Annotated in this window: 21 protein-coding genes, 2 tRNA genes and 1 riboswitch; of the genes, 7 read left to right on the plus strand and 16 right to left on the minus strand. The window is 70.3% G+C overall.

Features of this window, described 5'->3' with window-relative positions:
* Positions 1 to 11: 11 nt before the first annotated feature.
* Both wecB and ACIRPK_RS06030 read left to right on the plus strand, forming a co-directional pair.
* Positions 12 to 1163: a non-hydrolyzing UDP-N-acetylglucosamine 2-epimerase gene (gene wecB / locus ACIRPK_RS06025; RefSeq protein ID WP_403033607.1), complete on the plus strand. Its 1152-nt coding sequence runs from the start codon at positions 12 to 14 to the stop codon at positions 1161 to 1163.
* 122 nt (positions 1164 to 1285) lie between these two features.
* Positions 1286 to 2824: a chitinase gene (locus tag ACIRPK_RS06030; RefSeq protein WP_403033610.1), complete on the plus strand. Its 1539-nt coding sequence runs from the start codon at positions 1286 to 1288 to the stop codon at positions 2822 to 2824.
* Between the two features lie 74 nt (positions 2825 to 2898).
* Here the strand turns inward: ACIRPK_RS06030 and ACIRPK_RS06035 are convergent, their stop codons facing one another.
* From ACIRPK_RS06035 to ACIRPK_RS06045, 3 genes are all read right to left on the minus strand, one after another.
* Complete coding sequence (locus ACIRPK_RS06035) at positions 2899 to 3411, minus strand: hypothetical protein (protein WP_403033612.1); 513 nt, start codon at positions 3409 to 3411, stop codon at positions 2899 to 2901.
* Between the two features lie 176 nt (positions 3412 to 3587).
* Positions 3588 to 4631, minus strand: coding sequence for a rod shape-determining protein (locus ACIRPK_RS06040; RefSeq protein WP_403033615.1), 1044 nt, complete (start codon positions 4629 to 4631; stop codon positions 3588 to 3590).
* A gap of 207 nt (positions 4632 to 4838) precedes the next feature.
* A complete protein-coding gene (locus ACIRPK_RS06045) occupies positions 4839 to 7478 on the minus strand; it encodes a valine--tRNA ligase (RefSeq protein WP_403033618.1) in 2640 nt (879 codons plus the stop codon).
* 160 nt (positions 7479 to 7638) lie between these two features.
* Here ACIRPK_RS06045 and ACIRPK_RS06050 point away from each other — a divergent pair, with 160 nt between their 5' ends.
* The gene (locus ACIRPK_RS06050; RefSeq protein ID WP_403033620.1) at positions 7639 to 8670 is read left to right on the plus strand and encodes a hypothetical protein; all 1032 of its coding nucleotides are present in this window, start codon (positions 7639 to 7641) and stop codon (positions 8668 to 8670) included.
* Between the two features lie 66 nt (positions 8671 to 8736).
* Here ACIRPK_RS06050 and clpX read toward each other — a convergent pair whose 3' ends face one another.
* The 5 genes from clpX to ACIRPK_RS06075 all read right to left on the minus strand — a co-directional run bounded on the left by clpX (position 8737) and on the right by ACIRPK_RS06075 (position 13772).
* Entirely contained in the window at positions 8737 to 10026 is a 1290-nt protein-coding gene (gene clpX, locus ACIRPK_RS06055; RefSeq protein WP_403033622.1) for an ATP-dependent Clp protease ATP-binding subunit ClpX, read from the minus strand.
* A gap of 234 nt (positions 10027 to 10260) precedes the next feature.
* Entirely contained in the window at positions 10261 to 10908 is a 648-nt protein-coding gene (locus tag ACIRPK_RS06060; protein WP_184919476.1) for an ATP-dependent Clp protease proteolytic subunit, read from the minus strand.
* 55 nt (positions 10909 to 10963) lie between these two features.
* Positions 10964 to 11581, minus strand: a complete 618-nt coding sequence (locus ACIRPK_RS06065; RefSeq protein WP_403033754.1) for an ATP-dependent Clp protease proteolytic subunit — start codon at positions 11579 to 11581, stop codon at positions 10964 to 10966.
* A 262-nt stretch (positions 11582 to 11843) separates the two neighbouring features.
* Positions 11844 to 13235 (minus strand): trigger factor, encoded by a 1392-nt coding sequence (gene tig / locus ACIRPK_RS06070; RefSeq protein ID WP_403033625.1) that lies wholly within the window; start codon positions 13233 to 13235, stop codon positions 11844 to 11846.
* Between the two features lie 463 nt (positions 13236 to 13698).
* A tRNA-Pro gene (locus ACIRPK_RS06075) sits at positions 13699 to 13772 on the minus strand.
* A gap of 176 nt (positions 13773 to 13948) precedes the next feature.
* Here ACIRPK_RS06075 and ACIRPK_RS06080 point away from each other — a divergent pair.
* Positions 13949 to 14022: transfer RNA gene (locus ACIRPK_RS06080), tRNA-Gly, on the plus strand.
* 63 nt (positions 14023 to 14085) lie between these two features.
* Here the strand turns inward: ACIRPK_RS06080 and ACIRPK_RS06085 are convergent.
* The 4 genes from ACIRPK_RS06085 to ACIRPK_RS06100 are packed head-to-tail and all read right to left on the minus strand — an operon-like array spanning position 14086 to position 17058.
* Entirely contained in the window at positions 14086 to 15225 is a 1140-nt protein-coding gene (locus ACIRPK_RS06085) for a tyrosine-type recombinase/integrase (protein WP_403033628.1), read from the minus strand.
* Complete coding sequence (locus ACIRPK_RS06090; protein ID WP_403033635.1) at positions 15225 to 15428, minus strand: excisionase family DNA-binding protein; 204 nt, start codon at positions 15426 to 15428, stop codon at positions 15225 to 15227. Before ACIRPK_RS06090 ends, ACIRPK_RS06085 begins: the two co-directional genes overlap by 1 nt.
* On the minus strand, positions 15413 to 16822 hold the full coding sequence (gene repSA / locus ACIRPK_RS06095) for a replication initiator protein RepSA (RefSeq protein WP_403033637.1): 1410 nt from the start codon (positions 16820 to 16822) through the stop codon (positions 15413 to 15415). The genes ACIRPK_RS06090 and repSA overlap by 16 nt, the downstream gene beginning before the upstream one ends.
* A complete protein-coding gene (locus ACIRPK_RS06100; RefSeq protein WP_403033639.1) occupies positions 16819 to 17058 on the minus strand; it encodes a hypothetical protein in 240 nt (79 codons plus the stop codon). The genes repSA and ACIRPK_RS06100 overlap by 4 nt, the downstream gene beginning before the upstream one ends.
* Before the next feature lie 222 nt (positions 17059 to 17280).
* Here ACIRPK_RS06100 and ACIRPK_RS06105 point away from each other — a divergent pair, with 222 nt between their 5' ends.
* The gene (locus tag ACIRPK_RS06105; protein ID WP_403033642.1) at positions 17281 to 18123 is read left to right on the plus strand and encodes a GntR family transcriptional regulator; all 843 of its coding nucleotides are present in this window, start codon (positions 17281 to 17283) and stop codon (positions 18121 to 18123) included.
* Positions 18120 to 18806, plus strand: a complete 687-nt coding sequence (locus ACIRPK_RS06110) for an HAD family hydrolase (RefSeq protein ID WP_403033645.1) — start codon at positions 18120 to 18122, stop codon at positions 18804 to 18806. Before ACIRPK_RS06105 ends, ACIRPK_RS06110 begins: the two co-directional genes overlap by 4 nt.
* 454 nt (positions 18807 to 19260) lie before the next feature.
* Here ACIRPK_RS06110 and ACIRPK_RS06115 read toward each other — a convergent pair whose 3' ends face one another.
* Together ACIRPK_RS06115 and ACIRPK_RS06120 are read right to left on the minus strand one after the other, a co-directional pair.
* Complete coding sequence (locus ACIRPK_RS06115; protein WP_403033648.1) at positions 19261 to 19695, minus strand: hypothetical protein; 435 nt, start codon at positions 19693 to 19695, stop codon at positions 19261 to 19263.
* Between the two features lie 277 nt (positions 19696 to 19972).
* Positions 19973 to 21010, minus strand: coding sequence for a peptidoglycan DD-metalloendopeptidase family protein (locus ACIRPK_RS06120; protein ID WP_403033651.1), 1038 nt, complete (start codon positions 21008 to 21010; stop codon positions 19973 to 19975).
* A gap of 5 nt (positions 21011 to 21015) precedes the next feature.
* Positions 21016 to 21181, minus strand: a riboswitch (cyclic di-AMP (ydaO/yuaA leader).
* A gap of 360 nt (positions 21182 to 21541) precedes the next feature.
* Here ACIRPK_RS06120 and ACIRPK_RS06125 point away from each other — a divergent pair.
* Positions 21542 to 22279: a DUF6348 family protein gene (locus tag ACIRPK_RS06125; protein ID WP_403033654.1), complete on the plus strand. Its 738-nt coding sequence runs from the start codon at positions 21542 to 21544 to the stop codon at positions 22277 to 22279.
* 41 nt (positions 22280 to 22320) lie between these two features.
* On the opposite strand, the gene ACIRPK_RS06130 is transcribed toward ACIRPK_RS06125, so the two are convergent.
* A complete protein-coding gene (locus ACIRPK_RS06130; protein WP_057238501.1) occupies positions 22321 to 22515 on the minus strand; it encodes a hypothetical protein in 195 nt (64 codons plus the stop codon).
* 343 nt (positions 22516 to 22858) lie between these two features.
* Positions 22859 to 24007, minus strand: coding sequence for a PP2C family protein-serine/threonine phosphatase (locus tag ACIRPK_RS06135; RefSeq protein ID WP_403033757.1), 1149 nt, complete (start codon positions 24005 to 24007; stop codon positions 22859 to 22861).
* Between the last annotated feature and the right edge of the window lie 240 nt (positions 24008 to 24247).

Raw genomic sequence — 24247 nt, forward strand, 5'->3', positions numbered from 1 at the left:
GGAGCCGTCCGATGACCGCCCCCTGCCACCCGTCCGTCGCCGCCTTCACCGGCAACCGGATCGCCGTCGTGCTGGGCACCCGCCCGGAGCTGGTCAAGCTCGCCCCGCTGATCCACGAACTCGGCCCGGCGGCCCGGCTGATGCACACCGGCCAGCACTGGGACGAGGCGATGTCCGGCCGCTTCCTGCGCGAACTCGGCCTCCCTGAGCCGGAGTTGCTCTCCGGCGTGGGCGGCAGGCCGCGGGCCGGGCAGATCGCCGCCTCGCTGGAGCAGCTGGACGCCGCCTTCACCACCGAGCGCCCCGGCGCCGTGGTGGTGCAGGGCGACACCAACGCCACCCTGGCCGGCGCCCTGGCCGCCAACGCGCACGGCATCCCGCTGGTGCACGTCGAGGCCGGACTGCGCAGCCACGACCGGGCGATGCCCGAGGAGCACAATCGGGTGATGGTCGACCACATCGCCGACCTGCTCTGCGCCGCCACCGAGGAGAACGCCGCCAACCTGCGCACCGAGGCACTGGCCGAGCGGGCGATCGCGCTGACCGGCAACACCGTGGTCGAGGTGGTGCGCCGTCAGCTCCCGGACGCCGAGGCCAGGGCCGAGCTGCTGGCCCGGTACGGGCTGCGCGCCGACGGCTACGTACTGGCCACCGTGCACCGGCCGGAGAACACCGACACCGCCGAGGCGCTCGGCGCGGTGCTGGGCGAGCTGGACGCGCTCGCGGCCACGGGCACCGAGGTGCTCCTGCCGCTGCACCCCCGGACCCGGGCCGCCGTCGAACGGCACGGCCTGGAGCCGCTGTTGGCCCGTCTGACGGTCACCGAGCCGGTCGGCTACGGCGAGTTCCTCGGGCTGGCCCGGCACGCCGCACTGCTGATCTCCGACTCCGGCGGCGTGCAGGAGGAGTGCACCGTGCTCGGCCGCCCGCTGCTGGTGGTCCGCCGCTCCACCGAACGCCCGGAGTCGGTGGCCGCGGGCTTCGCCGCCCTGGTCGGCCCCGGCCCCGAACTGGGCGCGCTGGCCGCCGCATGGCTCGCCGACACCCCCGAGCGGCTGACCCGGCTGGCCGCCACCCCGAGCCCGTACGGCGACGGAACCGCCTCCGCCCGGATCGCCGGGCTCACCCTGGCACTGGCCGAACCGGGGCGGCCGACGGTCTGACGCATTCCGGCGACGGCCTTGACAGCGGGATTGGTCTACTCCACCTTGTGACACAAGTCACTGGTACAGACCAGGACTTGACCCTGCACCGCACCATCCTCACTCCCCCACATGGAGATGGCATGCGCGCAAGACCGAGAAGCACCGTCCACCTGCTGCTGACCGCCCTGGTCGCCACCGCACTGGCCCTGGTCGGCCTGCTGCTGGCCACCCCGGGAGCCCGGGCCGCCGATGTCGAACTCGTCGCCAACGGCGGCCTGGAGAGCGGGAACCACCTGGCCCCCTGGGTCTGCACGGCCGGTTCCGGCCAGGGCGCCACCGGGCAGACGCACTCCGGCACGTACGCGCTCAAGGGCACCCCCAGCGGCAGTGACAACTCCCAGTGCACCCAGACCGTCACCGTCAAGCCCTCCTCGACCTACCAGCTGAGCGCCTGGGTGCTCGGCCCGTACGTCTACCTGGGCGCCACCGGCACCGGTTCGACCGACCCCAGCACCTGGACCAGCAGCACCGGTTGGACCAAGCTCAGCACCACCTTCACCACCGGCGCGGCCACCACCCAGGTGACCGTCTACCTGCACGGCTGGTACGGCCAGGGCGCCTACCTGGCCGACGACATCTCCCTGGTCGGCCCGGGCACCCCGAGCCCCACGCCGAGCAGCAGCGTGACGGCCACCCCCAGCCCGTCCACCAGCCCCAGTCCGAGTCCCAGCCCGAGTCCCAGCCCGAGTCCCAGCCCGAGCAGCAGCCCCACCACCCCGCCGCCGCCCGGCAAGCACCTGCTGACCGGCTACTGGCAGAACTTCGACAACGGCGCCACGGTGCAGAAGATCAGTGACGTCCCGGCCGCCTACGACATCATCGCGGTCTCCTTCGCCGACGCCACCGGCGGCGCGGGCGGGATCAGCTTCACCCTGGACAGCACGCTCGCCGGCCGCCTCGGCGGCTACACCGTCGCGCAGTTCAAGGCCGACATCGCGGCCAAGAAGGCGGCCGGCAAGAAGGTGATCGTCTCGGTCGGCGGCCAGAACGGCACCGTCTCGGTGAACAGTTCGGCCTCCGCCGGCAACTTCGCCGACACCGCGTACTCGGTGATCCAGGAGTACGGCTTCAACGGCATCGACATCGACCTGGAGAACGGCGTCAACGCCACCTACATGGGCCAGGCACTGCACTCACTGGCGGGCAAGGTCGGCAGCGGCTTCGTACTCACCATGGCGCCGCAGACCATCGACATGCAGTCGGCCGGAGCCGAGTACTTCAAGCTGGCGCTGAACGTGAAGGACATCCTCACCATCGTCAACATGCAGTACTACAACTCCGGCACCATGCTCGGCTGCGACGGCGGCGTCTACGCGCAGGGGACGGTCAACTTCCTCACCGCGCTGGCCTGCATCCAGCTCAAGAACGGTCTGGAGCCCCGGCAGGTCGGCCTCGGCGTCCCGGCCTCCACCAGTGCGGCCGGCGGCGGTTACGTCAGCCCGAGCGTGGTGAACGCGGCGCTGGACTGCCTGGCCCAGGGCACCAACTGCGGCACCTTCAAGCCGGACACCAAGTGGCCCGGTATCGGTGGCGCGATGACCTGGTCGACCAACTGGGACGCCAAGGCGGGCGGCGGCATCGCGAGCACCGTCGGCGGCCACCTGCACGCCATGCCGTAAGCGTCGGAAGCGCGGGGAACCGCGCGGGCCCGGGAAGCCTTCCGGCCCGCGCGGTTCCCCGCTCCCGGCCGGCCTCAGGCCTGGCGGGGGATGCTCCGGGAGCCGTGCCGGTGCCGGAGTTCGGCGGTGATCTCCCGCACCTCCCCGTCCGGGAGGAAGGGGAGCATCATCGCCACCGCCTGCAGCAGACCGCCCACCAGGAAGGTGGTGTCCGGGGTGGCGGCGACCAGGGCCCGGACGGTGCCCACGTCACCGGCGTCGACCGCCTCCACCAGCTCGGCCACGTCCACGAATTCCTCGTCCACCAGGACCCCGGAGGTGTCCGCCGGGGCCAGCCGGGCCAGACCGCGCAGCACCCGGTCGGCGACCTCGGGCGCGTACGCCTTGCGGACCGCCTCGGCGGCGATCCACACCAGCAGCGTGGTCACCTCCTGCTCGGCCTGATCAGCCAGCAGGCGCTCCAGCTCGCGGTCGAAGGCGAGTTGGTTGCCGTGCCGGAAGGCGAGCAGCAGGGTCGCCGCCCTGGCCTTGGCGACGTCGACCGCCTCCGCAGGCAGTTCGTCGGCCAACTCCCTGGTCACCACCACGCCGTGCCCTCCCGTCAGTCGACATCCACTGCCCAGAACTTCCACTTACCGTACACAGTCGAACTGCAAACGCCTCTTAACCCGCGCGCAAAAAGGCAGACCCGATCGGCCGAACGCCAATTAAGGAATTCACTGATTCACGGCCGGACAACAGCGGGACAACACCCCGCCCGCGGTCAGACGCTCGTCGCGAAGGTCCGCCGCAGCTCCTCGATCTGCTCGACGCACTTCCCCGAGCCGATCACCACGCAGTCCAGCGGATTCTCGGCGACCCGGACCGGCAGGCCGGTCTCCCGGGAGATCCGCGCGTCGAGACCGCGCAGCAGTGCGCCGCCGCCGGTGAGCACGATGCCCTGGCCCATCACGTCGCCCGACAGCTCCGGCGGCACCGCGTCCAGGGTCTGCCGGACCGCGAGCACGATCTCGGCGACCGGCTCGTCCAGCGCCTCACGGATCTGAGCGGCCGTCACGGTGGCGCTCCTGGGCAGGCCGCCGACCGCGTCCCGGCCCCGGACCACCAGCTCGGCGGGGGTCTGGTCGCCGGGTATCGGATCGGCCGAGCCGATCGCCAGCTTGAGCTCCTCGGCGGTCCGTTCGCCGATCAGCAGACCGTGGTCCTTCTTCACCTGCTTGGTGATCGCGGCGTCCATCCGGTCCCCCGCGACCCGGATCGAGCGGGACGCGACCATGCCGCCCATCGACACCACGGCCACCTCGGTGGTGCCACCGCCGATGTCCACCACCATCGAGCCGGTCGGCTCGTGCACCGGCAGGCCGGCCCCGATCGCGGCCGCCATCGGCTCCTGGATCAGGTGCACCGAAGCCGCCCCCGCGCTGCCCACCGCCTCGATCACGGCCCGGCGTTCCACCCCGGTGATGCCGCTCGGCACGCAGACCACCACCCGGGGCCCGGCCCGGAACCGGCGGACCGCCGTACCGGTGGCCTTGGCCAGCAGGTGCCGCAGCAGGTGCCGGGTGCCGTCGAAGTCGGCGATCACCCCGTCCCGCAGCGGGCGGCTGGCGACCACGTCCTCGGGGGTGCGGCCGAGGGTGCGCCTGGCCTCCGTCCCGACGCTCAGCACCTCGCCGGTCTTCCGGTCCACCGCCACCACCGACGGCTCGTTCAGCACAATTCCCTTGCCCCGGAGGTAGACCAGGGTGTTCGCCGTTCCGAGATCGATGCCGATGTCCTGCCCGTGCCGTTGCCGAGTACCCGCCATTGGCCGCCCGCCCTTCTCCGCTTTCGAACTCTTCGTGCACATCCGCCGCTGGCCAGCGTACGTGATGGAATTCGGCCGAACGGGCTATCCGGAACTCGGCGGGGGTGCAGGAAATGGCCGACGGGTAATCAGCTTCCTTTGCCGCCCCGAACGCCGAGGGCCGTGCCGCCCGCACGAAGCGGGAGGCACGGCCCTCGGGACGGACGGTCAGCCCTGCGGCAGCGCCGCCAACTGCGCGGTGATCCGGGCGATGTCGGCCTCGGCGGTGGCCTGCCGGGCCTTGATCTTGTCGACCACGTTGTCCGGCGCCTTGGCCAGGAAGGCCTCGTTGCCGAGCTTGGCGGTGGCCTGGTCCTTCTCCTTCTCGGCGGCGGCCAGGTCCTTGGCCAGCCGCTTGCGCTCGGCCGGCACGTCGATGGTGCCGGAGAGGTCGAGCGCCACGGTGATCCCGGCGACCGGCAGCGAGGCGGTGGCCGCGAAGCCCTCCTCGGGCTCGGTCAGCCGGGCCAGCGAGCGGATCGCGGCCTCGTGCGCGGCCAGCGCCGTACCGGCCAGCGCCAGCTGGGCCGGCAGCCGCTGACCCGGGTTCAGGTTCTGGTCGGACCGGAACCTGCGGACCTCGGTGACCACCTGCTGGACGGTGCCGACCTCCGCCTCGGCGGCGGCGTCGATCCGTGCGCCGTCGGCGACCGGCCACTCGGCGACCACCAGCGACTCCCCGCCGGTCAGCGTGGTCCACAGGGTCTCGGTGACGAACGGCACGACCGGGTGCAGCAGGCGCAGCGTCTTGTCCAGCACCTCGCCGAGCACCCGGCGCGCTGCGTCGGCCTGCGGGCCGCCCGCGAACAGGGTGGTCTTGGAGAGCTCGACGTACCAGTCGAAGACCTCGTCCCAGGCGAAGTGGTAGAGGGTGTCCGCGACCTTGGCGAACTCGTAGTCCTCGTAGTACGCGTCCACCTGGGTGATGGTCGCGTTCAGCCGGGACAGGATCCAGCGGTCGACCGCGGTGAGCTCCTCGGGCGCGGGCAGCGGGCCCTCGACCGTGGCGCCGTTCATCAGGGCGAACCGGGTGGCGTTCCAGATCTTGTTGCAGAACTTGCCCGAGGCCTTGACCCAGTCCTCGCCGACCGGCACGTCCGCGCCGGGGTTGGCGCCGCTGGCCAGGGTGAACCGGACGGCGTCCGCGCCGTACTCGTCCATCCAGTCCAGCGGGTCGACCGCGGTGCCGGAGGACTTGGACATCTTCTTGCCGAACTGGTCCCGGACCAGGCCGGTCAACGCGACCGTCTTGAACGGCGCCTGACCGTCCATCGCGTACAGGCCGAACATCATCATCCGGGCGACCCAGAAGAAGATGATGTCGTGGCCGGTGAGCAGCACGTCGGTGGCGTAGAACTTCTCCAGGTCCGGGGTCTGCTCCGGCCAGCCGAGCGTGGAGAACGGCCACAGGCCGGAGGAGAACCAGGTGTCCAGGACGTCCGGGTCCTGGTGCCAGCCCTCGCCGGTCGGCGCCTGCTCGTCCGGGCCGACGCAGACCACCTGGCCCTCGGGGCCGTACCAGACCGGGATCCGGTGACCCCACCAGAGCTGGCGCGAGATGCACCAGTCGTACATGTTGTCGACCCAGTCGAAGTAGCGGCGCTCCAGCTCCTTCGGGTGGATGTCCACCTTCCCGTCGCGGACCGCGTCGCCGGCCGCCTTGGCCAGCGGCTCGACCTTGACCCACCACTGCAGCGAGAGGCGCGGCTCGACGATGGTGTGGCAGCGCGAGCAGTGGCCCACGGCGTGCGTGTAGGGACGCTTCTCGGCGACGATCCGGCCCTGCTCGCGCAGTGCCCCGACCACGGCCGCACGGGCGTCCAGCCGGTCCAGTCCGAGGAACGGGCCGTGCACGGTGATCGCACCGCGCTCGTCCATCACGGCCAGGTTCGGCAGGTTGTGGCGCTGGCCGATGGCGAAGTCGTTCGGGTCGTGCGCGGGCGTCACCTTGACCGCACCGGTGCCGAACTCCGGGTCGACGTGCTCGTCCGCGACCACCGGGATCTCACGGTCCGTCAGCGGCAGCTTGATGGTGCGGCCGACCAGGTGGGCGTAGCGCTCGTCGCCCGGGTGCACCGCGACGGCGGTGTCGCCGAGCAGGGTCTCGGCCCGGGTGGTGGCGACCACGATCGAGTCGTCCCCGTCGCCGTAGCGGATCGAGACCAGCTCGCCGGCCTCGTCCTCGTGCTCCACCTCGATGTCGGAGAGCGCGGTGAGGCAGCGCGGGCACCAGTTGATGATGCGCTCGGCGCGGTAGATCAGGCCGTCGTCGAAGAGCTTCTTGAAGATGGTCTGGACGGCCTTGGACAGGCCCTCGTCCATGGTGAAGCGCTCGCGCGACCAGTCCACCCCGTCACCGAGGCGGCGCATCTGGCCGAGGATCTTCCCGCCGTAGCTCTCCTTCCACTCCCAGACCTTCTCGACGAAGGCCTCCCGGCCCAGGTCGTGCCGGGACAGGCCGGACTCGGCGAGCTGCTGCTCCACCTTGTTCTGGGTGGCGATGCCGGCGTGGTCCATGCCGGGCAGCCAGAGCGCCTCGAAGCCCTGCATCCGCTTACGCCGGGTCAGGGCGTCCATCAGGGTGTGCTGGAAGGCGTGGCCGAGGTGCAGCGCACCGGTGACGTTCGGCGGCGGGATGACGATGGTGTACGCGGGCTTGTCGCTCTTGGCGTCGGCGGTGAAGTAGCCGCGGTCCACCCAGCGCTCGTACAGCACGCCCTCTACCTCCGCCGGGGCGTAGGTCGTCGGGAGGGTGGCTGCGTTGTCCCCGTCGAAGGTTCCGGGGCGCTGGTTCGTCGTGTCGGTCACGACACCCAGTTTACGTAAACCTGGAGGCCGCCTTCGACCGCATTCCCGCCCGACCACCCGGACGGGGGCCGGTCTTGACGGGTGCGGTACCGTGCCCCGATACTCGCACGCCCGTTTGGCGCGCACTGACGAACAGTCACAACCGACGTGGGGGAGACCGATGAACGGGCCGGGGCAGCAGTATCCGCAGGGTCATCCGCAGCAACCGCAGCCGCCGTACGGTCAGCCGCCGCAGCAGCCCTACGGCGCGCCCCAGCCCCCGTACGGTCAGCCGCCGCAGCAGCAGTACGGCTACCCGCCCCAGGCCCAGCCGCCCGCGGCTCCGCCCGCCGCTCCGTACGGCGCGCCGCCGCAGCAGCCGGGCCAGTTCGGCCAGCCCCAGCCGCCCGCCCCGCCGTACGGCCAGCCCCAGCAGCAGCCCGCCGCGCCGCAGTTCGGCGCCCCGCCGGCGTACGGCCAGCCGCCCGCCTACGGGCAGCAGCCCCCGCAGTACGGGGCCCCGCAGCCGCCGTACGGGCAGCAGCCGTACGGCCAGCAGCAGTTCGGCGGGCCGATGGCCGAGCCGCGGAAGAGCAAGGCCGGGCTGGTGATCGGCCTGGTGATCGGCGCCGTGGTGCTGGTCGGCGGCGGCGGCGTCGCGTACTGGGCGCTCAACTCCTCCGGCTCGCCGGTCGGCCCGGGCAGCTCCACCGGGGGCAAGTTCAAGCTGGCCGCCCCGCCCACCCTGCCCGGCGGGTACACCCTGAAGACCACCAAGGACACCCCGGGCGACCCCAAGGAGTCCGGCCTGGGCTACAGCTCGTACGACGGCGGTCTGCTGGCGACCTACCTGAAGGGCAAGGACGCCACCGACAGCGTCACCGTCGGCGGCTCCTGGGGCACCATCACCGACCCCACGGCGATCACCAAGCAGGTCAACAAGCAGGCCGGCGCCTCGGCCACGCTGACCTGGAAGACCCCGCTGGCCCCGGTCGACGCCAAGGACGCCAAGGACCCGGGCGGCAAGCTCTCCTGCGGGGTGGCCAGCAGCAGCGGCATCGAGATCCCGATCTGCCTCTGGGCCAACCACTCCACGGCCGGCTCGGTCACCTTCACCAAGATCTCGCTGGACGGCAAGAGCAGCCCGCTCAGCGCGGCCCAGGCCGCCGACCAGACCCGGGCGATCCGGGACGCCATGGTGGTCGCCAAGTAACCCGCGGACGCGAGAAGGCCCCGCACCCTTCCGGGTGCGGGGCCTTCCTGCTGCTCGGGCCGCGGGTCAGGCGCTCTTGTCGCGCCGCTCGCGCTTGATCATGTCGCGCGGGACCAGGGTCGGGATCGCGTGCTTGGAGACCACGTCGCCGGTGACCACCACGCGGGCCACGTCCTGCCGGGACGGCACCTCGTACATCACGGACATCAGCACCTCCTCCATGATGGCCCGCAGGCCACGGGCACCGGTGCCGCGGAGGATCGCCTGGTCGGCGATCGCCTCCAGCGCGTCGCGGCTGAACTCCAGCTCGACGCCGTCCAGTTCGAAGAGCTTGCGGTACTGCTTGACCAGCGCGTTCTTCGGCTCGGTGAGGATCTGCAGCAGCGCCTCGCGGTCCAGGTTGTGCACGCTGGTGATCACCGGCAGGCGGCCGATGAACTCGGGGATCATCCCGAACTTCACCAGGTCCTCCGGCATCACCTGACGGAAGTGGTCGCTGCTGTCCGAGTCCCGCTTCGAGCGGATGTTGGCCCCGAAGCCGATGCCCTTGGCACCCGCCCGGCCCTCGACGATCCGCTCCAGACCGGCGAACGCGCCACCCACGATGAACAGCACGTTCGTGGTGTCGATCTGGATGAACTCCTGGTGCGGGTGCTTGCGACCGCCCTGCGGCGGCACGCTCGCGGTGGTGCCCTCCAGGATCTTCAGCAGCGCCTGCTGGACGCCCTCGCCGGAGACGTCGCGGGTGATCGACGGGTTCTCGCTCTTGCGGGCGACCTTGTCGATCTCGTCGATGTAGATGATGCCGGTCTCGGCCTTCTTGACGTCGTAGTCAGCGGCCTGGATCAGCTTCAGCAGGATGTTCTCGACGTCCTCGCCGACGTAGCCGGCCTCGGTGAGGGCGGTGGCGTCGGCGATCGCGAACGGCACGTTCAGCATCCGGGCCAGGGTCTGCGCGAGCAGCGTCTTGCCGGAGCCGGTCGGGCCGAGCAGCAGGATGTTGGACTTGGCCAGCTCGATCGCGTCCTCGCGGCCGTTGCCACCGCTGCGCCCGGCCTCGCCGGCCTGGACCCGCTTGTAGTGGTTGTAGACCGCCACCGACAGCGACTTCTTCGCGGTGTCCTGGCCGACCACGTACTGATCCAGGAACTCGTAGATCTCACGGGGCTTCGGGAGCTCCTCGAAACGCACCTCGGAGGTCTCGGCGAGCTCCTCCTCGATGATCTCGTTGCACAGGTCGATGCACTCGTCGCAGATGTACACGCCTGGACCGGCGATCAGCTTCTTCACCTGCTTCTGGGACTTGCCACAGAACGAGCACTTGAGCAGGTCGCCACCGTCTCCGATGCGTGCCACGAGGTGCTTCCCCTTCGCCAGGGGCCCCGCGGGGGTCCGGGGCCTGGTGCTGTGGACCGGTTCGCCGTCGAGCGATCGGTCTCGCTATCCGACGGTACTCTGCCGAGCCGCCAATTCCGTCGTCTTCGACAGCTCTGCCGTACGCCCAGGGCGAATTGATACCGAACAGATGCCGTCGGACGGGACGGGCGGAGCACGGCTCGGTGCCGTGCCCCGCCCGGTGAACCGCTGGGATCAGGAGGTCAGCGAGGACTTCCGGGTCGAGATGATCTGGTCGATCAGCCCGTACTCCAGGGCCTCCTCGGCCGTCAGGATCTTGTCCCGCTCGATGTCCTCGCGGACCTGCTCGACCGGCTTGTTGGAGTGCTTGGAGAGCATCTCCTCCAGCTGCTCGCGCATCCGGAAGATCTCCCGGGCCTGGATCTCCAGGTCGGAGACCTGGCCGCGACCGGTCTCGGTGTACGGCTGGTGGATCAGGATCCGGGCGTTCGGCAGCGCCATCCGCTTGCCGGGGGTGCCCGCCGCCAGCAGGACGGCCGCCGCGGAGGCCGCCTGGCCCATGCAGACGGTGGTGATGTCCGGCTTGACGTACTGCATGGTGTCGTAGATCGCGGTCAGCGCCGTGAAGGAGCCGCCGGGCGAGTTGATGTACATCTGGATCTCACGGTCCGGGTCCATCGACTCGAGGCAGAGCAGCTGCGCCATGATGTCGTTGGCCGAGACGTCGTCCACCTGGGAGCCGAGGAAGATGATGCGCTCCTCGAACAGCTTGGCGTACGGGTCGTACTCGCGGATGCCCTGCGAGGTGCGCTCGACGAAGCGCGGGACGATGTAGCGGCCCTCGGCCCTCGGGGCGGTGAACTCGGTGCGCGCGGTGTTCATGGGGTGTTCGGTCCTCCGAAGCGTGACGGTCGGTTGGGTCTGCTGCCGGCTGCTGTCAGGCGCCGGTGCCGCCGCCGCCGGGAACGTCCGCGGCGCTGTGCATGATCGAGTCGATCAGGCCGTACTCCTTGGCCTGCTCCGGGGTGAACCAGCGGTCCCGGTCGGAGTCCGCGGTGACCCGCTCGAAGGACTGGCCGCTGTGCGCGGCGATCAGCTCGGACATCCGCTTCTTGGTGCGGAGCAGCTGCTCGGCCTGGATCCGGATGTCGGTGGCCGAACCGCCGAGACCGGCGGAGGGCTGGTGCATCAGGATGTTGGCGTTCGGCAGCGAGAAGCGCTTGCCCTTCGCACCGGCGGTCAGCAGGAACTGACCCATCGAGGCCGCCATGCCCATCGCGATGGTGACCACGTCGTTCTTGATGTACTGCATGGTGTCGTAGATCGCCATGCCCGCGGTGATCGAACCACCGGGCGAGTTGATGTACAGGTAGATGTCCTTCTCCGGGTCGGCCGCGAGGAGAAGGAGCTGGGCCGTGATCTTGTTGGCGATGTCGTCGTCGACCTGCTGGCCGAGGAAGATGATCCGCTCGTTGAGCAGCCGGTTGTAGACCTGGTCCCCCAGGCCGCCGAGCACGTCACCAGCGGCGGCGTGCGGCGCCATCAGGCCAGGCATCTGCATCTGCGGGAACGTCACTTAGCCACCTGCTCAGTCGAATTGGACGGCCGGGCTGCGGCCGCCGCTCTGTCGCACAGCTAGATATCACTGCGTGAATGTCACTGTCTAAGGACCCTAACGCGCAGGCCCGGCCGCAGAATCCCCCACGCAGAACTGTTCGCTGTGAGCGCAGGGTCGGAGCGGGAACAACGGACGGCCCGGACACCCCGCTGACGGGGTGTCCGGGCCGTCCGGAACAGCTGGTGCTACCGGGGCGTGATCAGGCCTCGGTGGTCTCGGCGGCGGCCTCGACCGCCTCGGTCGACGCCTCGGTGGCGTCCTCGTCCTCGTCGTCCTCGAAGGACACGACGTCGCCGTTGGTGTCGGTGACCTTGGCGGCCTCGACCACCAGCGCCAGCGCCTTGCCACGGGCGACCTCGCCGACCAGCAGCGGCACCTGGTTGCCCTGGACCACCTGCTGGGCGAACTGGTCCGGCGTCATGCCGGAGCCCGCCGCACGGCGGATGAGGTGCTCGGTGAGCTCCTCCTGGTTGACGCCCAGCTTCTCCTTGTCGACGATCTCGTCGAGCACGAACTGGGTCTTGATGCCCTTCTTGGCCTGGTCCTCGGTCTCCTTGGCGAAGTCCTCGACGGACTTGTCCTGGGTGGCGAGGTAGGTCTCCAGGGTGAGGCCCATGGGCTCGAGCTGGTGGTGCTCGAGGTTGTGCTTGCGGGTCTCGACCTCGTCCTTGAGGAGCTTCTCCGGGTAGTCCATCTCGACCAGCTTCAGCAGCTCGTCGAGCACCCGCTCCTGGGCCTGGGTGGCCTGGTCGAACTCGCGCATCCGCTCGAGGCGCTTGCGGGAGTCGTCCTTCAGCTCCTCCAGGCTGTCGAACTCGCTCGCCATCTGGGCGAACTCGTCGTCCAGCTCGGGGAGTTCCTTCTCCTGGACGGTGACCACGGTGACGGTCACCTCGGAGCTCTGGCCGGCCTGGGTGCCGCCCTTGAGCTCGGTGGTGAAGGTCTTGGTCTCGCCGGCCGACAGGCCGACCACGGCCTCGTCGATGCCGTCCAGCAGGCGGCCGGAGCCGATCTCGTAGCTCACGCCGGTGGCGGTGCCGTCCTCCGGCACCTCACCGTCGACCTTGGCCTCGAGGTCGACGACCACGACGTCGCCCTCGGCGGCGGCGCGCTCGACGTCCTTGACCGAGGAGAAGCGCTCGCGCAGCTGCTCCAGCGACTTCTCGACGTCCGCGTCCTCGACCACGATCGGGTCGACGACGACCTCGATGCCGGCGAAGTCCGGGAGGGTGATCTCGGGACGGACGTCGACCTCGGCGGTGAACTTGAGGTCACCGCCGTCGGCGAGGTTCTCGACACCCTCGATGTCGGTGATGTCGGGCTGTCCGAGGACCTCGATCTTGCCCTCGTCGACGGCCTGCGTGTAGAAGCGCGGCAGGGCGTCGTTGACCGCCTCTTCCAGCACGGCGGCACGGCCGAAGCGCTGGTCGATGACGCGGTTCGGGATCTTGCCCTTACGGAAGCCCGGGACCGAGACCTGCTGGTTGATCTTCTTGTACGCCGCGTCGAGGCTGGGCTTGAGCTCCTCGAAGGGCACCTCGACGGTGAGTCGAACCCGGGTCGGGTTCAGAGTCTCGACGGCGCTCTTCACGGTTGGGTCTCCTAGAGGCTTGCGGTCAGGTTGTCTACGCCGTCCGACGAACGGCCGTGGGCCGATCGGGTTCGGGCGAGACGGGTGATGGGCGGTTGGAGCTGCATCTCCCGTACGGGGGTGGACGGTGAGCGTGACTCCTCGCCCTCGGGCGGTCTGACCTGTGCACATGCCACAGGGACGACCGCCAGCGGCCCATCCTACCGGTAGCACGAAAGGCGGACGCCAGGGCGCCGCTGTCCGGGTCGCCCACACGGCCCGACGGCCCCCCGAACCCGGCTCCCCGCACGGCCCCGGACGGTCGCATCGGCGTCCGAATTCCGGACCGGCCGGGCCCGGCCGGGAAAAGCGGACGCGCCGGCTGGCACAGCGTCAGGTTCGCCGTCGGCGTACCCGGCGCTCCGGTCGCGGCCCCGTGAAACGCCAACAGGGCCCCGCGCACCGACGAGACCCTGCCGCACTGTCGGGGTGGCCGGATTCGAACCGACGGCCTTCCGCTCCCAAAGCGGACGCGCTACCAAGCTGCGCCACACCCCGTGGTGCCGAGAGGAAGCGTACACGCCGCCCAGGGCGCCCCATTGGTCATATCGGAGACCCGCCGTACACCCCGAACCGCCGAAGCGGTGTGCGCGCAACCGACCCGACCAGGTACGCTGACCCTGTCCTCGAGACCGGCAACGGGCCCGAGGTCACCGTGTGCTCAGGCACCGCACGCGGGTGTAGCTCAATGGTAGAGCCCCAGTCTTCCAAACTGGTCACGCGAGTTCGATTCTCGTCACCCGCTCCACAACGTAGGCCCCAGCTCAGCGACTTGTTCGCCAAGCTGGGGCCTACGTCGTTTGAGGGTCAGTCAGGGCGTCGTGCCCTTGACGTGCCCGTTCGGGTCGTCCTTGTCCCTCTCCCGCTCCACCATGTCGCTGACGGCCCGGGTGATGGCGTTCTCCCGCTCGTTGCTGGCGTGCTGGTAGATCAGCGCGGCCCGGGTCGAGCTGTGCCCCATGCGGGTCATCAGCTCCCTGGTGCTGGCCCCGGTCATCGCCGCCAGTGAGTTGGCGAGGTGGCGCAGGTCGTGGAAGTGCAGACCGGTGACACCCACCTTGACGCAGGCCCGGCGCCACAGCCGGTTGAAGTGGTTGCGCCGGGGCACCGCCCCCTTCTCACCGATGAAGACCGAGCCGTCGGCCAGCCGCTCGGCGAAGGTCTCCAGGTGCTGGGCCAGTTCGGCCCGGATGACGTCGGGGATGCCGACCGTGCGCACGCCCGCCTTGGTCTTGGGCAGCTTGACGATGCGCTCGCCGTTGGCCAGCTCGGAGACCGAGCGCCGGACGCGGAGCGTGCCCGCCTCGGTGTCCACGTCGCGCCGGGTCAGGCCGAGCAGTTCACCCCAGCGCAGCCCAGAGAAGGCGGCGACCAGGACGAGGGCCCGGTACCGCTCGGGCACCTCGGCGGCCAAGGCGTACACCTGGGGAACGGTGGGGAGCGGACGCTCCGGGGTCTCCTCCTTGCTGCCGCCCTTGATCTGGCAGGGGTTCCGGCGGATCAGCCGATCCTGCACGGCGGTGTTGAGGATGGCCCGCAGCAGGGCGTACGCCTTGGCGATGGTCGAGGCCCCAACACCGGCGTTCCGGCGAGTCGCCCGCCAGGCCCGGACCGACGCCGGGGTGATGTCGGCCAGCGCGGAGTGCTCGAAGGTCGGCGCGAGGTGGAGACGGAGGAGAGAGAGGTAGAGCTGCTCGGTCCGCTCGGCGAGCCCCCGCTCAGTGATCCAGGTCTTGCCGAAGGGCCCGAAGATCACCCGCCCGGCGTCAGGGTCCATCCAGTCCCCCACCCGGAGCTCGGTCTGAGTGGCGGCAAGCCAGTCGTCCGCCTCCTTCTTCGTGCCGAAGGTCTTGGGCGCCGGACGGTCGATGCCGTCGGGTCCCGGGTACCTCGCCTGCCAGCGGCCGGAGGGCAGCTTGCGGACACGGCCGAAGGTGCGCTTCCTGGCCATCAGGCAGCCACCCCCAGCCGCAGGCGGACGGTCGGGGCGACGGTGTTGGCCTTGATGAAGTCCGCCAAAGCGCCGGCGGGGATGCGGACGTGCCGACCCACCTTCACGAAGACGATGCGGTGCTCTTCGATCAGCCGCCGGGGGAAGCGCTCGGTCGTCCCGAGCACCTCCGCCACCTGAGCGACGGTCAGAAGTCGATCCATGAGTCTTCCCCCTCTTGAGCGAGCAACATGGGCAGTTCCTGGCGCGCGGTTTCCCGGTTGGTGCGCTTGTCGCTGGCGACCTGGGCAGCGATCAGTGACTCGCCAGGCGTGTGGCCGACCCCGGCGAAGCGCCAGTGCGACACCACGTAGGTGGCCCCCTCGGTGCCGCCTTCCTGACCGTGCTCTTGGCGGTCCTGCCGAGCCCGGAAGTCGGCTCGGACCTGGCGCAGGGCGCCGAGAGTCGTGCCGTAGGTGCGGGCCTTGGTCGAGAAGTGCCCCCGGAAGCCGAGCATGTGAGACCAGTGCGCCAGCAGCCGATCCGGATAGGCGGCGTCCAGGTCCCAGCACGCTTCGATCAGGCGACGGGTGTGGGCGGGTAGGCCGGTGAGCTTGTCCACGTCCGAGCGTTCGGCGATGCGGCGGTCCACGGTCTGCGTCGTCTCGGCTGCCTTGGTCGCGTACTTGGCGACGTAGGAGGCCACCGCGCCGTCGTCCAGATCCTCACCCGCCAAGGCGGTGCCACCGATCGGCTGGACGTCGACCTGCTTCCCCCAGCCCAGGGTCCGAGCCATGTGCTCGCCGGACGCGGGCACGGGCAGCGTGACGCGAGCGGCAGCAGCGCGGATCGCGTCGTCCAGGAGCTCGGTGCTGGCCCACGACGGAGGCGCGTCCCCTGCACCGTCGGGACCGTCCAGCCGGATCACGGCGTGGAAGTGGACGGCGCCACGGCGCTGGAACTCCGCCACCTTGGCGAAGGCGACCCGGCAGTGGCCCTTGAGATCCCGCTGAGCTACCCCGGCCCGCTTCGCCAGCTCACGCCGGAGGTAGATCGTGAAGCGCTGCCACAGCGCCCCGGCGTGGTTGTTCCACAGCACTGCCCCCGCGTAGTCGTACCCGGCGGGGTCCAGCGGCGTACCCAAGAGCGGGTCGTCCTCCCCATGCGCTGCACCGCAGCGGCAGCAGCGGCGGTCGGGCCGGTTGTGGACCGGGCCGAACGACGGGGCGGTGAGGGTAGCGAAGACGCGGGGGTGCTCGCCGACCGCGTACGGGATGCCCTTGCCGCCCCGTAACCCGGACATCATCAGGTGGTAGGTGTCCCCCGCGTAGGTGTAGGCGCACGACGGGCAACGCGAGGCACGGCGGTTGCCGCACGCCAGTCGAAGCCGTCCGCCGGGCTGACGCATGGTCGAGTACGAGAGCGGCTTGATGATCCGCCCCGAGGCCCGGTCGTAGACGTGCCGCCAACCGGCGATGTGGATCGGCTGTGCGCAGCCCCCGGTTCGTTCGATCTGGTGACGCAGCTCGGGGAGGTCCGGCCGGGAGGCCACCCGCACCAGGTCGGTGAAGGTGGCCCGGTCCAGCCAACCCGGCAACTGCGTTGCTGAGTTGGTCACTTAACACCCCAGCGGGTGATGCCGGTCCCGAGCTCGGTGATCCAACCGTCCCGGCAACCACAGGAGATGGCCGAGATCTCCACACCCGGGAAGCAGGGGGCGGGACGCCAGCCGGAGCCGTCGCAGCGGCCGTCGGGGCACTCCCCCGGCTCGGTCACCTTGGCGGACGCCACCGGGGCGGCCAACCCGCGCGGGGGCTGAATCGAGGAGCGGCGAGTGGTCTTGGCAGCAGGCATGATGGGTGCTCCCTCATAGGGGCACGGGGCGGCGTTTCTGCTTGGCGGTAGGGCGCCGCTCCGTGGCATTGGGGTGAGGCATCAGAGCAGCCCGAAGAAGGGGCTACTTGCCGCTCCCGGTTCTCCCGGTTGCGACACCCTTAAGGTAGGCCAACCTCCCTAGGTAGGTCAACCAACCCAGGGAACCTGACTATGGCGGCCATCCGTCCTAGGATGGTTGGCATGAGCCTCGACCCCGACGACCTGCGCCCGCCGTACGTCCAGCTGAGCACCCAGCTACGAGCGGCGATCCTGACGAAGAAGTACCTGCCCGGCGAGCAACTGCCGTCCGGCCCCGCCCTGATGAAGCACTACGGCGTCGCGAAGGCCACGGTCGGCCGGGCGATCGACCTGCTTCGGGAAGAGGGGCTGATCGTGACGCGGCCCGGCAAGGGCTCATTCGTCCGGGAGCGCACGGAGCGGCCGGTCGGTCTCCGGCCCCACCTCGAAGTCGCCTTCGCCGAGCCACAGGTGACCATCGACTTCGCCGGGTTCTCCAGCGAGACGCTGCACAGCGCGATGCAGGAGCCGATCGACAAGATCCGGTCCGGTCGGCTGACGCCGGAGTCCATCAAGGTCCGGCTGCTGCTGCCCGACACCACGGCGCCCATGGCGGTGCCCACCCTGGTGGAGGGGCTCCAGGACGACCCTGCACTCCGGGAGCGGGCCCGAGGGATCGCACTCACCAACGCCGGAGGCATCGCGCACTCGGTCGAGATGCTGGCCGAACTCGGCTTGGTGAAGTCGGCCACCGTCGAGGTGAAGGTTCACCGGGCGTCGTCGCTGTTCAAGCTCTACATCCTGAACCGGGCCGAAGCGTTCTTCGGGTTCTACCCGCTCCGCGAGCGGACCATCTCGATCGACAGCGACCCCAAGACGTTCTTCGACGTCACCGGCAAGGACACGACCCTGTTCCACCACTCGGCGGGCCCCGACGGCGAGTCGATGGGGTCTCAGTACGTCCAGCAGGCCCAGGCTTGGTTCGACAGCGTGTGGACCACCATCGCGTACGAGCGTGAGGCATGAGAGAGATCAACGAGTCACTGGCAGCTGTGCTGGCCCCGGTCCGCCACGTGCTGCTCGACTTCGACGGGCCGGTCTGCTCGGTGTTCGCCGGTCGGCCGGCGGCTGAGGTCGCGGCCCGCATGTCGGCTGAGCTTGTCGCCCGGGGCGAGGAGCTTCCCGCAGGCATCGAGACCGAGCGGGACCCGTTGGCTCTTCTGCGGCGGATCGACGGGGCGCGGCCGGAGCTGACTGCCTGGGTGGATGGTCTGCTGGAACAGCTCGAAGTGGAAGCCGTACAGGTGGCCGCTCCCAACCGGGAGGGGGAGGTGACGCTCAAGGCGTGCGCCGACTCCGGCCGGACGGTGTGGATGGTCAGCAACAACGCGGGCCGGGCCATCCAGTCGTACGTGGAGCTTCACGGGCTCCAGAGCTACGTTGCTGGCGTCTACGGGCGTGTTCCCGGCGACCCGTCGTCCATGAAGCCTTCCACCCGCCTCCTGGACGACGCGATGACCGCTGCGGCAGCCAAGCCCGAGGCGTGTGTCTTCATCGGTGACGCCGTGCGAGACGTCGAGGCCGCCAACGCCGCTGGCATCCGCAGCATCGGCTACGCCAACAAGCCCGGCAAGGCCGAAGCCCTGGCAGCCGCCGGAGCCGCCGTCGTCGTTGGGTCGATGCGGGAGATCGCGGACGCTCTGACCTGATCAGCCGTTGGGCGTTCGCCGGAGAGCCCACCACCAGCTCGGCGGGTGGGTTCATATAAGGCAAGGTCAGAGGGTTTTGGGTGTGGGGGTGTTACAGATTTCGCTACTCCATCAAGGCTCGCTGCGCTCGCGGCGCTGGCCCGCCGCTCGCCTCCGCTCCTGTCTTCGCCCCGCGACGGCGGCGGCAGCCGCGCCAGCAAGCAGGCGGCCGGAGTGTGCCGAGGTTTTAGACCCGCCGTGGCCGGGGCGGGCGGTTCCACGGTTTTACCCACCTGTCAGGACCGGGACCCGCACCGAGCAAGACCGGGGGGCCACTCGGCCAAATTGCGGTCAGGCCCAAAAGCCCTGACCGAGACGCGATGAGCTTACGGCCCCCCGATCATGCTCGGACCCAGACCAGACAGGACACCGGCCAAAACCGCTCCACCACCCGCGAGCGCGGCTGTTTGAGCCGCTAGCTGTCCGATTCGGTCGGCGGAGTTCCAGCCTCGGCAAGCCTGTCTATGAGCGCCTCAGCCAACTTGGCGTCCGCAGTGCTCAGAGATTCGATCTTTACGACTGTCCGTGATGCTCGGTCCGAGACCTGCCCATCGAGGGGAACCCCGTACCAATCCGCAGCCACCATCCGCGCCACCTGGTCAGTGGACACCTTGAAGAGCCTGGCAATGCCCTCAAACTGGTACGGCTTGGGTGGGCCGGTGTGACTACCGCTCGGCCCTTCCCAGGGGCCGTACTCGCAGACGTTCCGCCACCAGCCGTGCGACCGAGCTCTCTGACACCTGACTTGCATGGTCATGTAGTCACTTGACGATGCAACTTTCTTGGCCATGTCCCTAAATGGAGTGGTTGTCATCCATTTAGCGTAAATCTCCCCTGTGATGTACGCCACGCATACAGATTCCGCTTGATACAGCCCCTTCGACCAACGGCTCAGCGCGTGCCCGCTCCATGCCCGATCGGACGGGAATCCGCAGGGAGTCGCGGGGAACCACGGCAAGGAGCTCCCCTTGGCCCAGGTTGGCGAGTTGGCTGGTCAGCCGCCAGGCGGTGCCTACGTCTTCCAAACTGGCCACGCGAGTTCGATTCTCGTCACCCGCTCCAAACACTTCGGCCCCCCGGTCAATGACCGGGGGGCCGAAGTCGTCTGAGCTGGGGTCAGACCCTGATCAGACGCTGACGCCGTGGGCGCGCAGGTACGCGACCGGGTCGATGTCGGAGCCGTAGGACGGGCCGGTGCGGACCTCGAAGTGCAGGTGCGGGCCGGTCACGTTGCCGGTGGCGCCGGAGAGGCCCAGCTGCTGGCCGGCCGAGACGGTCTGGCCGACCTTGACGGAGATCGAGGAGAGGTGGGCGTACTCGGAGTACTTGCCGTCGGCGTGCTTGACGACGACCTCGTTGCCGTAGGACCCGCCGTTGCCGGCCGAGACCACGGTGCCGGTGGTGATGGCCTTGACCACGGTGCCGGTCGAGGCACGGAAGTCGACGCCGGTGTGGTAGCCGCTGGACCAGGAGGAACCGGAGGCGTGGTACGCGGTGGAGGTGCCGCCGCTGACCGGGGCGACGTAACCGCCGGCCGCCACGGTGGCGGGCTTGGCGGCCTCGGTGGTGGCCGGGGCGGTGGTGGTCGACTTGGCCTTGGGGGCCGTGCTGGCCTTCGGGGCCGGGGTCGACTTGGAGCGGGACGCCTTGGTGGAGTCCGTGGTGCTCGTGGAAGAGGAGGAAGAGGACTTGGTCTCGGTCTTCGGCGCCTCGGCGGCCTTCGGAGCCTCCGCGGCGGGCTGCGGCGCGACGGCCGCGGCCTGGCCGGCGAGCGAGAGCTGCTGGCCCGGGTAGATCAGGTTCGGGTTGCCACCGACCACCGAGCGGTTGTCCTGGTAGAGCTTCTCCCAACCGCCGTCCACCTGCTTGGCGGTGGCGATCTTCGAGAGGGTGTCGCCGCTGACGACCTGGTAGCTGCTCGCGGCCGGGGCGGCCGGAGCGGAGACCGGGGCCACCGCGGTGGCGGCGGTCTCGGTGGCGACGGTGGTGACGGCGGCGGCCGGGGCGGCCGGGGCGGCCTGCGGCACGGAGGCGGCGGCATGGCCCTGGTGGGCGCTGGCGGCGGCGACCGGCAGCGCGAAGGTGGCGCCGAGCACGCCGGTCGCGACGGCGATCCGGGTCAGGTGGGACAGCTGGACGCGACGGTGCTTGCCCTGTGCGGACATGGGGGTGGTCCTCTCCGACGCCTACGAGGTGAGCTGTCGGGTGCGGGCTGGAGATGCCCGGCCGCAGGAATGCGGCTTAACCCCAAGCCGGCCCGGTTCACACCGGTTCGGCGACTTACCTTGGGTCCCCCGCTCCTGCCATGCGTGCCTGGTACGAGGCGCCGGGCGGCGGCAGGACTCGGCGTTCCGCCCGGTTGAGCCCATCCGGTCGTTCACCGGACAGGCCTCGAAGCAAAGCCGATCGGCCGCCCGCTGGCAAGCCCCGGTTGAACGATGAACAAGGATGATCAGGGACGAAGGTCACGTCCGGTCCGGGACTTGCGACCCGGAGGGTCCGATTCGGCGACACTTCGTCCCCGATCGGTTCACGGAGGGTGGCCGATATCGCCGTCCGTACCCACCTGGCCCCGCTCCGCCAGCGCCGACAGTGACACCGCTCACGCCGGGCCGATACGCTCGCCACGGTCGCGCTCGAACGAAGGTGTTCGAAGCGCCGTCGAGCAGAGTTCTGTCGAGCGAGGAGCCCCGTCTGTGCGCCCCGAGGAACGGCTGGCCGTCATCCAGCGCGCGGCCGTCCGTGAGCTGGCCCGGCTCGGCCAGGAGTTCACCGCCGACGGTCCGCTGCTGCGCGGGCCCGGCACCACGGCGGTGGCGTTCCGGGAGCACGACGAGCACGGCACCGGCGGCGGCCACGTCGACCTCGGCTACGTGCTGCGGCTCGGCCAGGGCGACGCGCCGGTGATCTGGGACTGCGCGGCCGGCGTCGGCGGCACCGAGGTGGAGCGGCTGGACAGCGCGGTGCGGATGTGGGCGGGCACCACGGCGAGTGCCGTGGTCGGCCTGCTGACCGGCGGCGGCGACCACTACGACGCCCCCGAGCTCCCGGGCTGGCACGTCGTGCAGGGCCCGGCCGCGGTGTTCGGCGTCGACACCGACCCGCTGTTCGACTGGGTCGCCGAGCGGGATCTCGGCCCGGTGCTGGCCGCCGCCGTGCTGCCGGAACTGGCCGAGCGTCAGGTCAACGGCGTGAAGCTGTTCTTCGGCGGCAAGGCGGGCGACGACGTCGCCGAGGTCCGGATCAACGGGACGGTCTGCGAGTCGGCCTCCACCACGCTGCGCGCGCTGGACTGGCCGCGCGGTGAACGGCTGTGCTGGGCCCGGCTGTTCCTGCTGCTGGTCGCCGAGCACCCGGCGACGGAGACCCCGGGACAGGCCGAACCCCCGCCGCGGCGCAGCCGGTTGGGCCGCTGGTGGCGGGGCCGTCGCTGAGACCGGCCGAAGCCGGCCCGACCCGGGTCAGGCGCGCCCGGTCAGCTGGCGACCGAGGAGATGGTCTGGGCGAGTTGGGTCAGGAAGTCCTGGATCGGCTTGGCCGCCGTGGACTGGCTCAGCATGAAGCCGAAGAGCGCGGCCATGACCGCGTGACTGGTCTTCAACTGCTTGTTGCGGATGAAGATGACCACGATGATCCCGAACAGGACCAGCGCTGAGACGGAGAAGGCCACCAGGACTCACTTCCTCATTCTTTCGTAGCGAGCTTCGTGGCGGGCCCAATCCCCCGAGACCCCCGAGAACCGACCGTCCCACCCGAACTCAGTGTGGTCGTTCGTGCCGACTGCGTAAAGGACTTGCCGGAAGGCAGCCGCGAAGATCCTGCGATGTGAGACGAATTTCCGCCGACCGAGACGATAGCCCAGCCAACCTGACGGGCCGTCGAACGGGTACCCCTAACTGGAAGTTGACCGCTCCCGGGCTGGTGGGGCCGGACCTAGATCCACTGCACCGGGCCGCGGTCAGGAATGGCCGAAGACCGGTGCACCGACTTGACACACTTCGGCCACCCGTCGGTCACCCGCGCCACAGCAGCAGGACCGCCCGGTCGTCGTTGACGTCCTTGGCCACCGACTCGATCAGCTTCACCGCCGAGCCCCGGCCGCCGTGTTGGGAGAACGGGGCGCCGCCGACCAGCCGGTCCGCCTCCCCCATCAGCCGGTCCATCCCCTCGGTCAGGTCCCGGCCGGGGATCTCCACCATGCCGTCGGTGCAGAGCATCAGCACGTCGCCCTGGTCCAGCCGGCCCCGGACCGCCTCGAAGACCGCACCGTCGTAGACCCCGAGCAGCGCGCCCTCGACCGACTCCTTGATCTCCCAGCGGCCGGTGCCCGCGTGCCGCTGCATCCCGGGCAGGTGCCCGGCCGACAGCAGCTCGTACTCGCCGGTCTCCAGGTCCAGCACCAGGTGCACGGCGGTCGCGAAGCCCTCGTCCCAGTCCTGCCGGAGCAGGTAGCCGTTGGCGGCGGGCAGGAACTGGTGGGCCGGCAGCGAGCCGAGCAGCCCGCCGAACGCGCCGGAGAGCAGCAGTGCCCGGGAGCCCGCGTCCATGCCCTTGCCCGAGACGTCGGCGAGCACCACCTCAAGGGTGCGGCGGCCCGGGCCGGTCCTGGTGGCCACCACGAAGTCGCCGGAGAAGGACTGGCCGCCGGCCGGGCGGAGCGCCATGTCGGCGGACCAGCCCTCGGGAAGCGCGGGCACCCTGCTCTGCACCCGCAGCCGCTCGCGCAGGTCGAACAGCATCGAGCCGCCGCCCCGCCAGGGCACGCCGACCCGGCTGCGGAACTGGGCCAGCAGCAGCCCGGCCACCCCGACCGCGCCGACCACCAGGGCGGCGCCGGGGGTGACGCCGAAGACGTAGGTGTCGGGCCGGTCGCTGGCCACCCGCTCGCCGGTGTGGATCAGCGACTCGACCGAGAGCCCGAGCGCGGCGGCCGCGTACAGCAGCACCAGGGTGCCGGGGCGCAGCAGCAGGGCCCCGGCCAGGATCGGCAGCACCAGGGCGGTGGGCGGCGCCCAGGCCGGGATCAGGACGTTGAGCACCACCAGCAGCGGGACGGTCGCGAACAGCACCGCGAAGGCGAGCCAGTCGGAGGCGTCGCCGCGGAAGTAGTCCACCCCGGTCCGGCGCAGCACTCGGCGGACCCGGTGGAGCCTGCTGCGCAACCGGGCCGTCCACGGGGTGTCGGCCGCCTGCGCGGCCGGGCCCGTCTCAGTCGGCCGGGGCGTGAAACCCGGCGTGCTGCCAGCCATGGGCTCTGACCTTATCCACCGGCGTGGCCCGCCGTCGACGGTTGGGGCGCCGCCGGGCGCACCGTTCCGCGCGGCCCAGTGGATTTCGGCCGCCGGAGGCGCCCACCCGCCGCCGGAACCCGGGAGGTCAAGCCGCCGAATGTCGCTCGCGCA

The sequence above is a fragment of the Kitasatospora sp. NPDC101801 genome (genome assembly GCF_044766665.1).
GTDB lineage: Bacteria > Actinomycetota > Actinomycetes > Streptomycetales > Streptomycetaceae > Kitasatospora.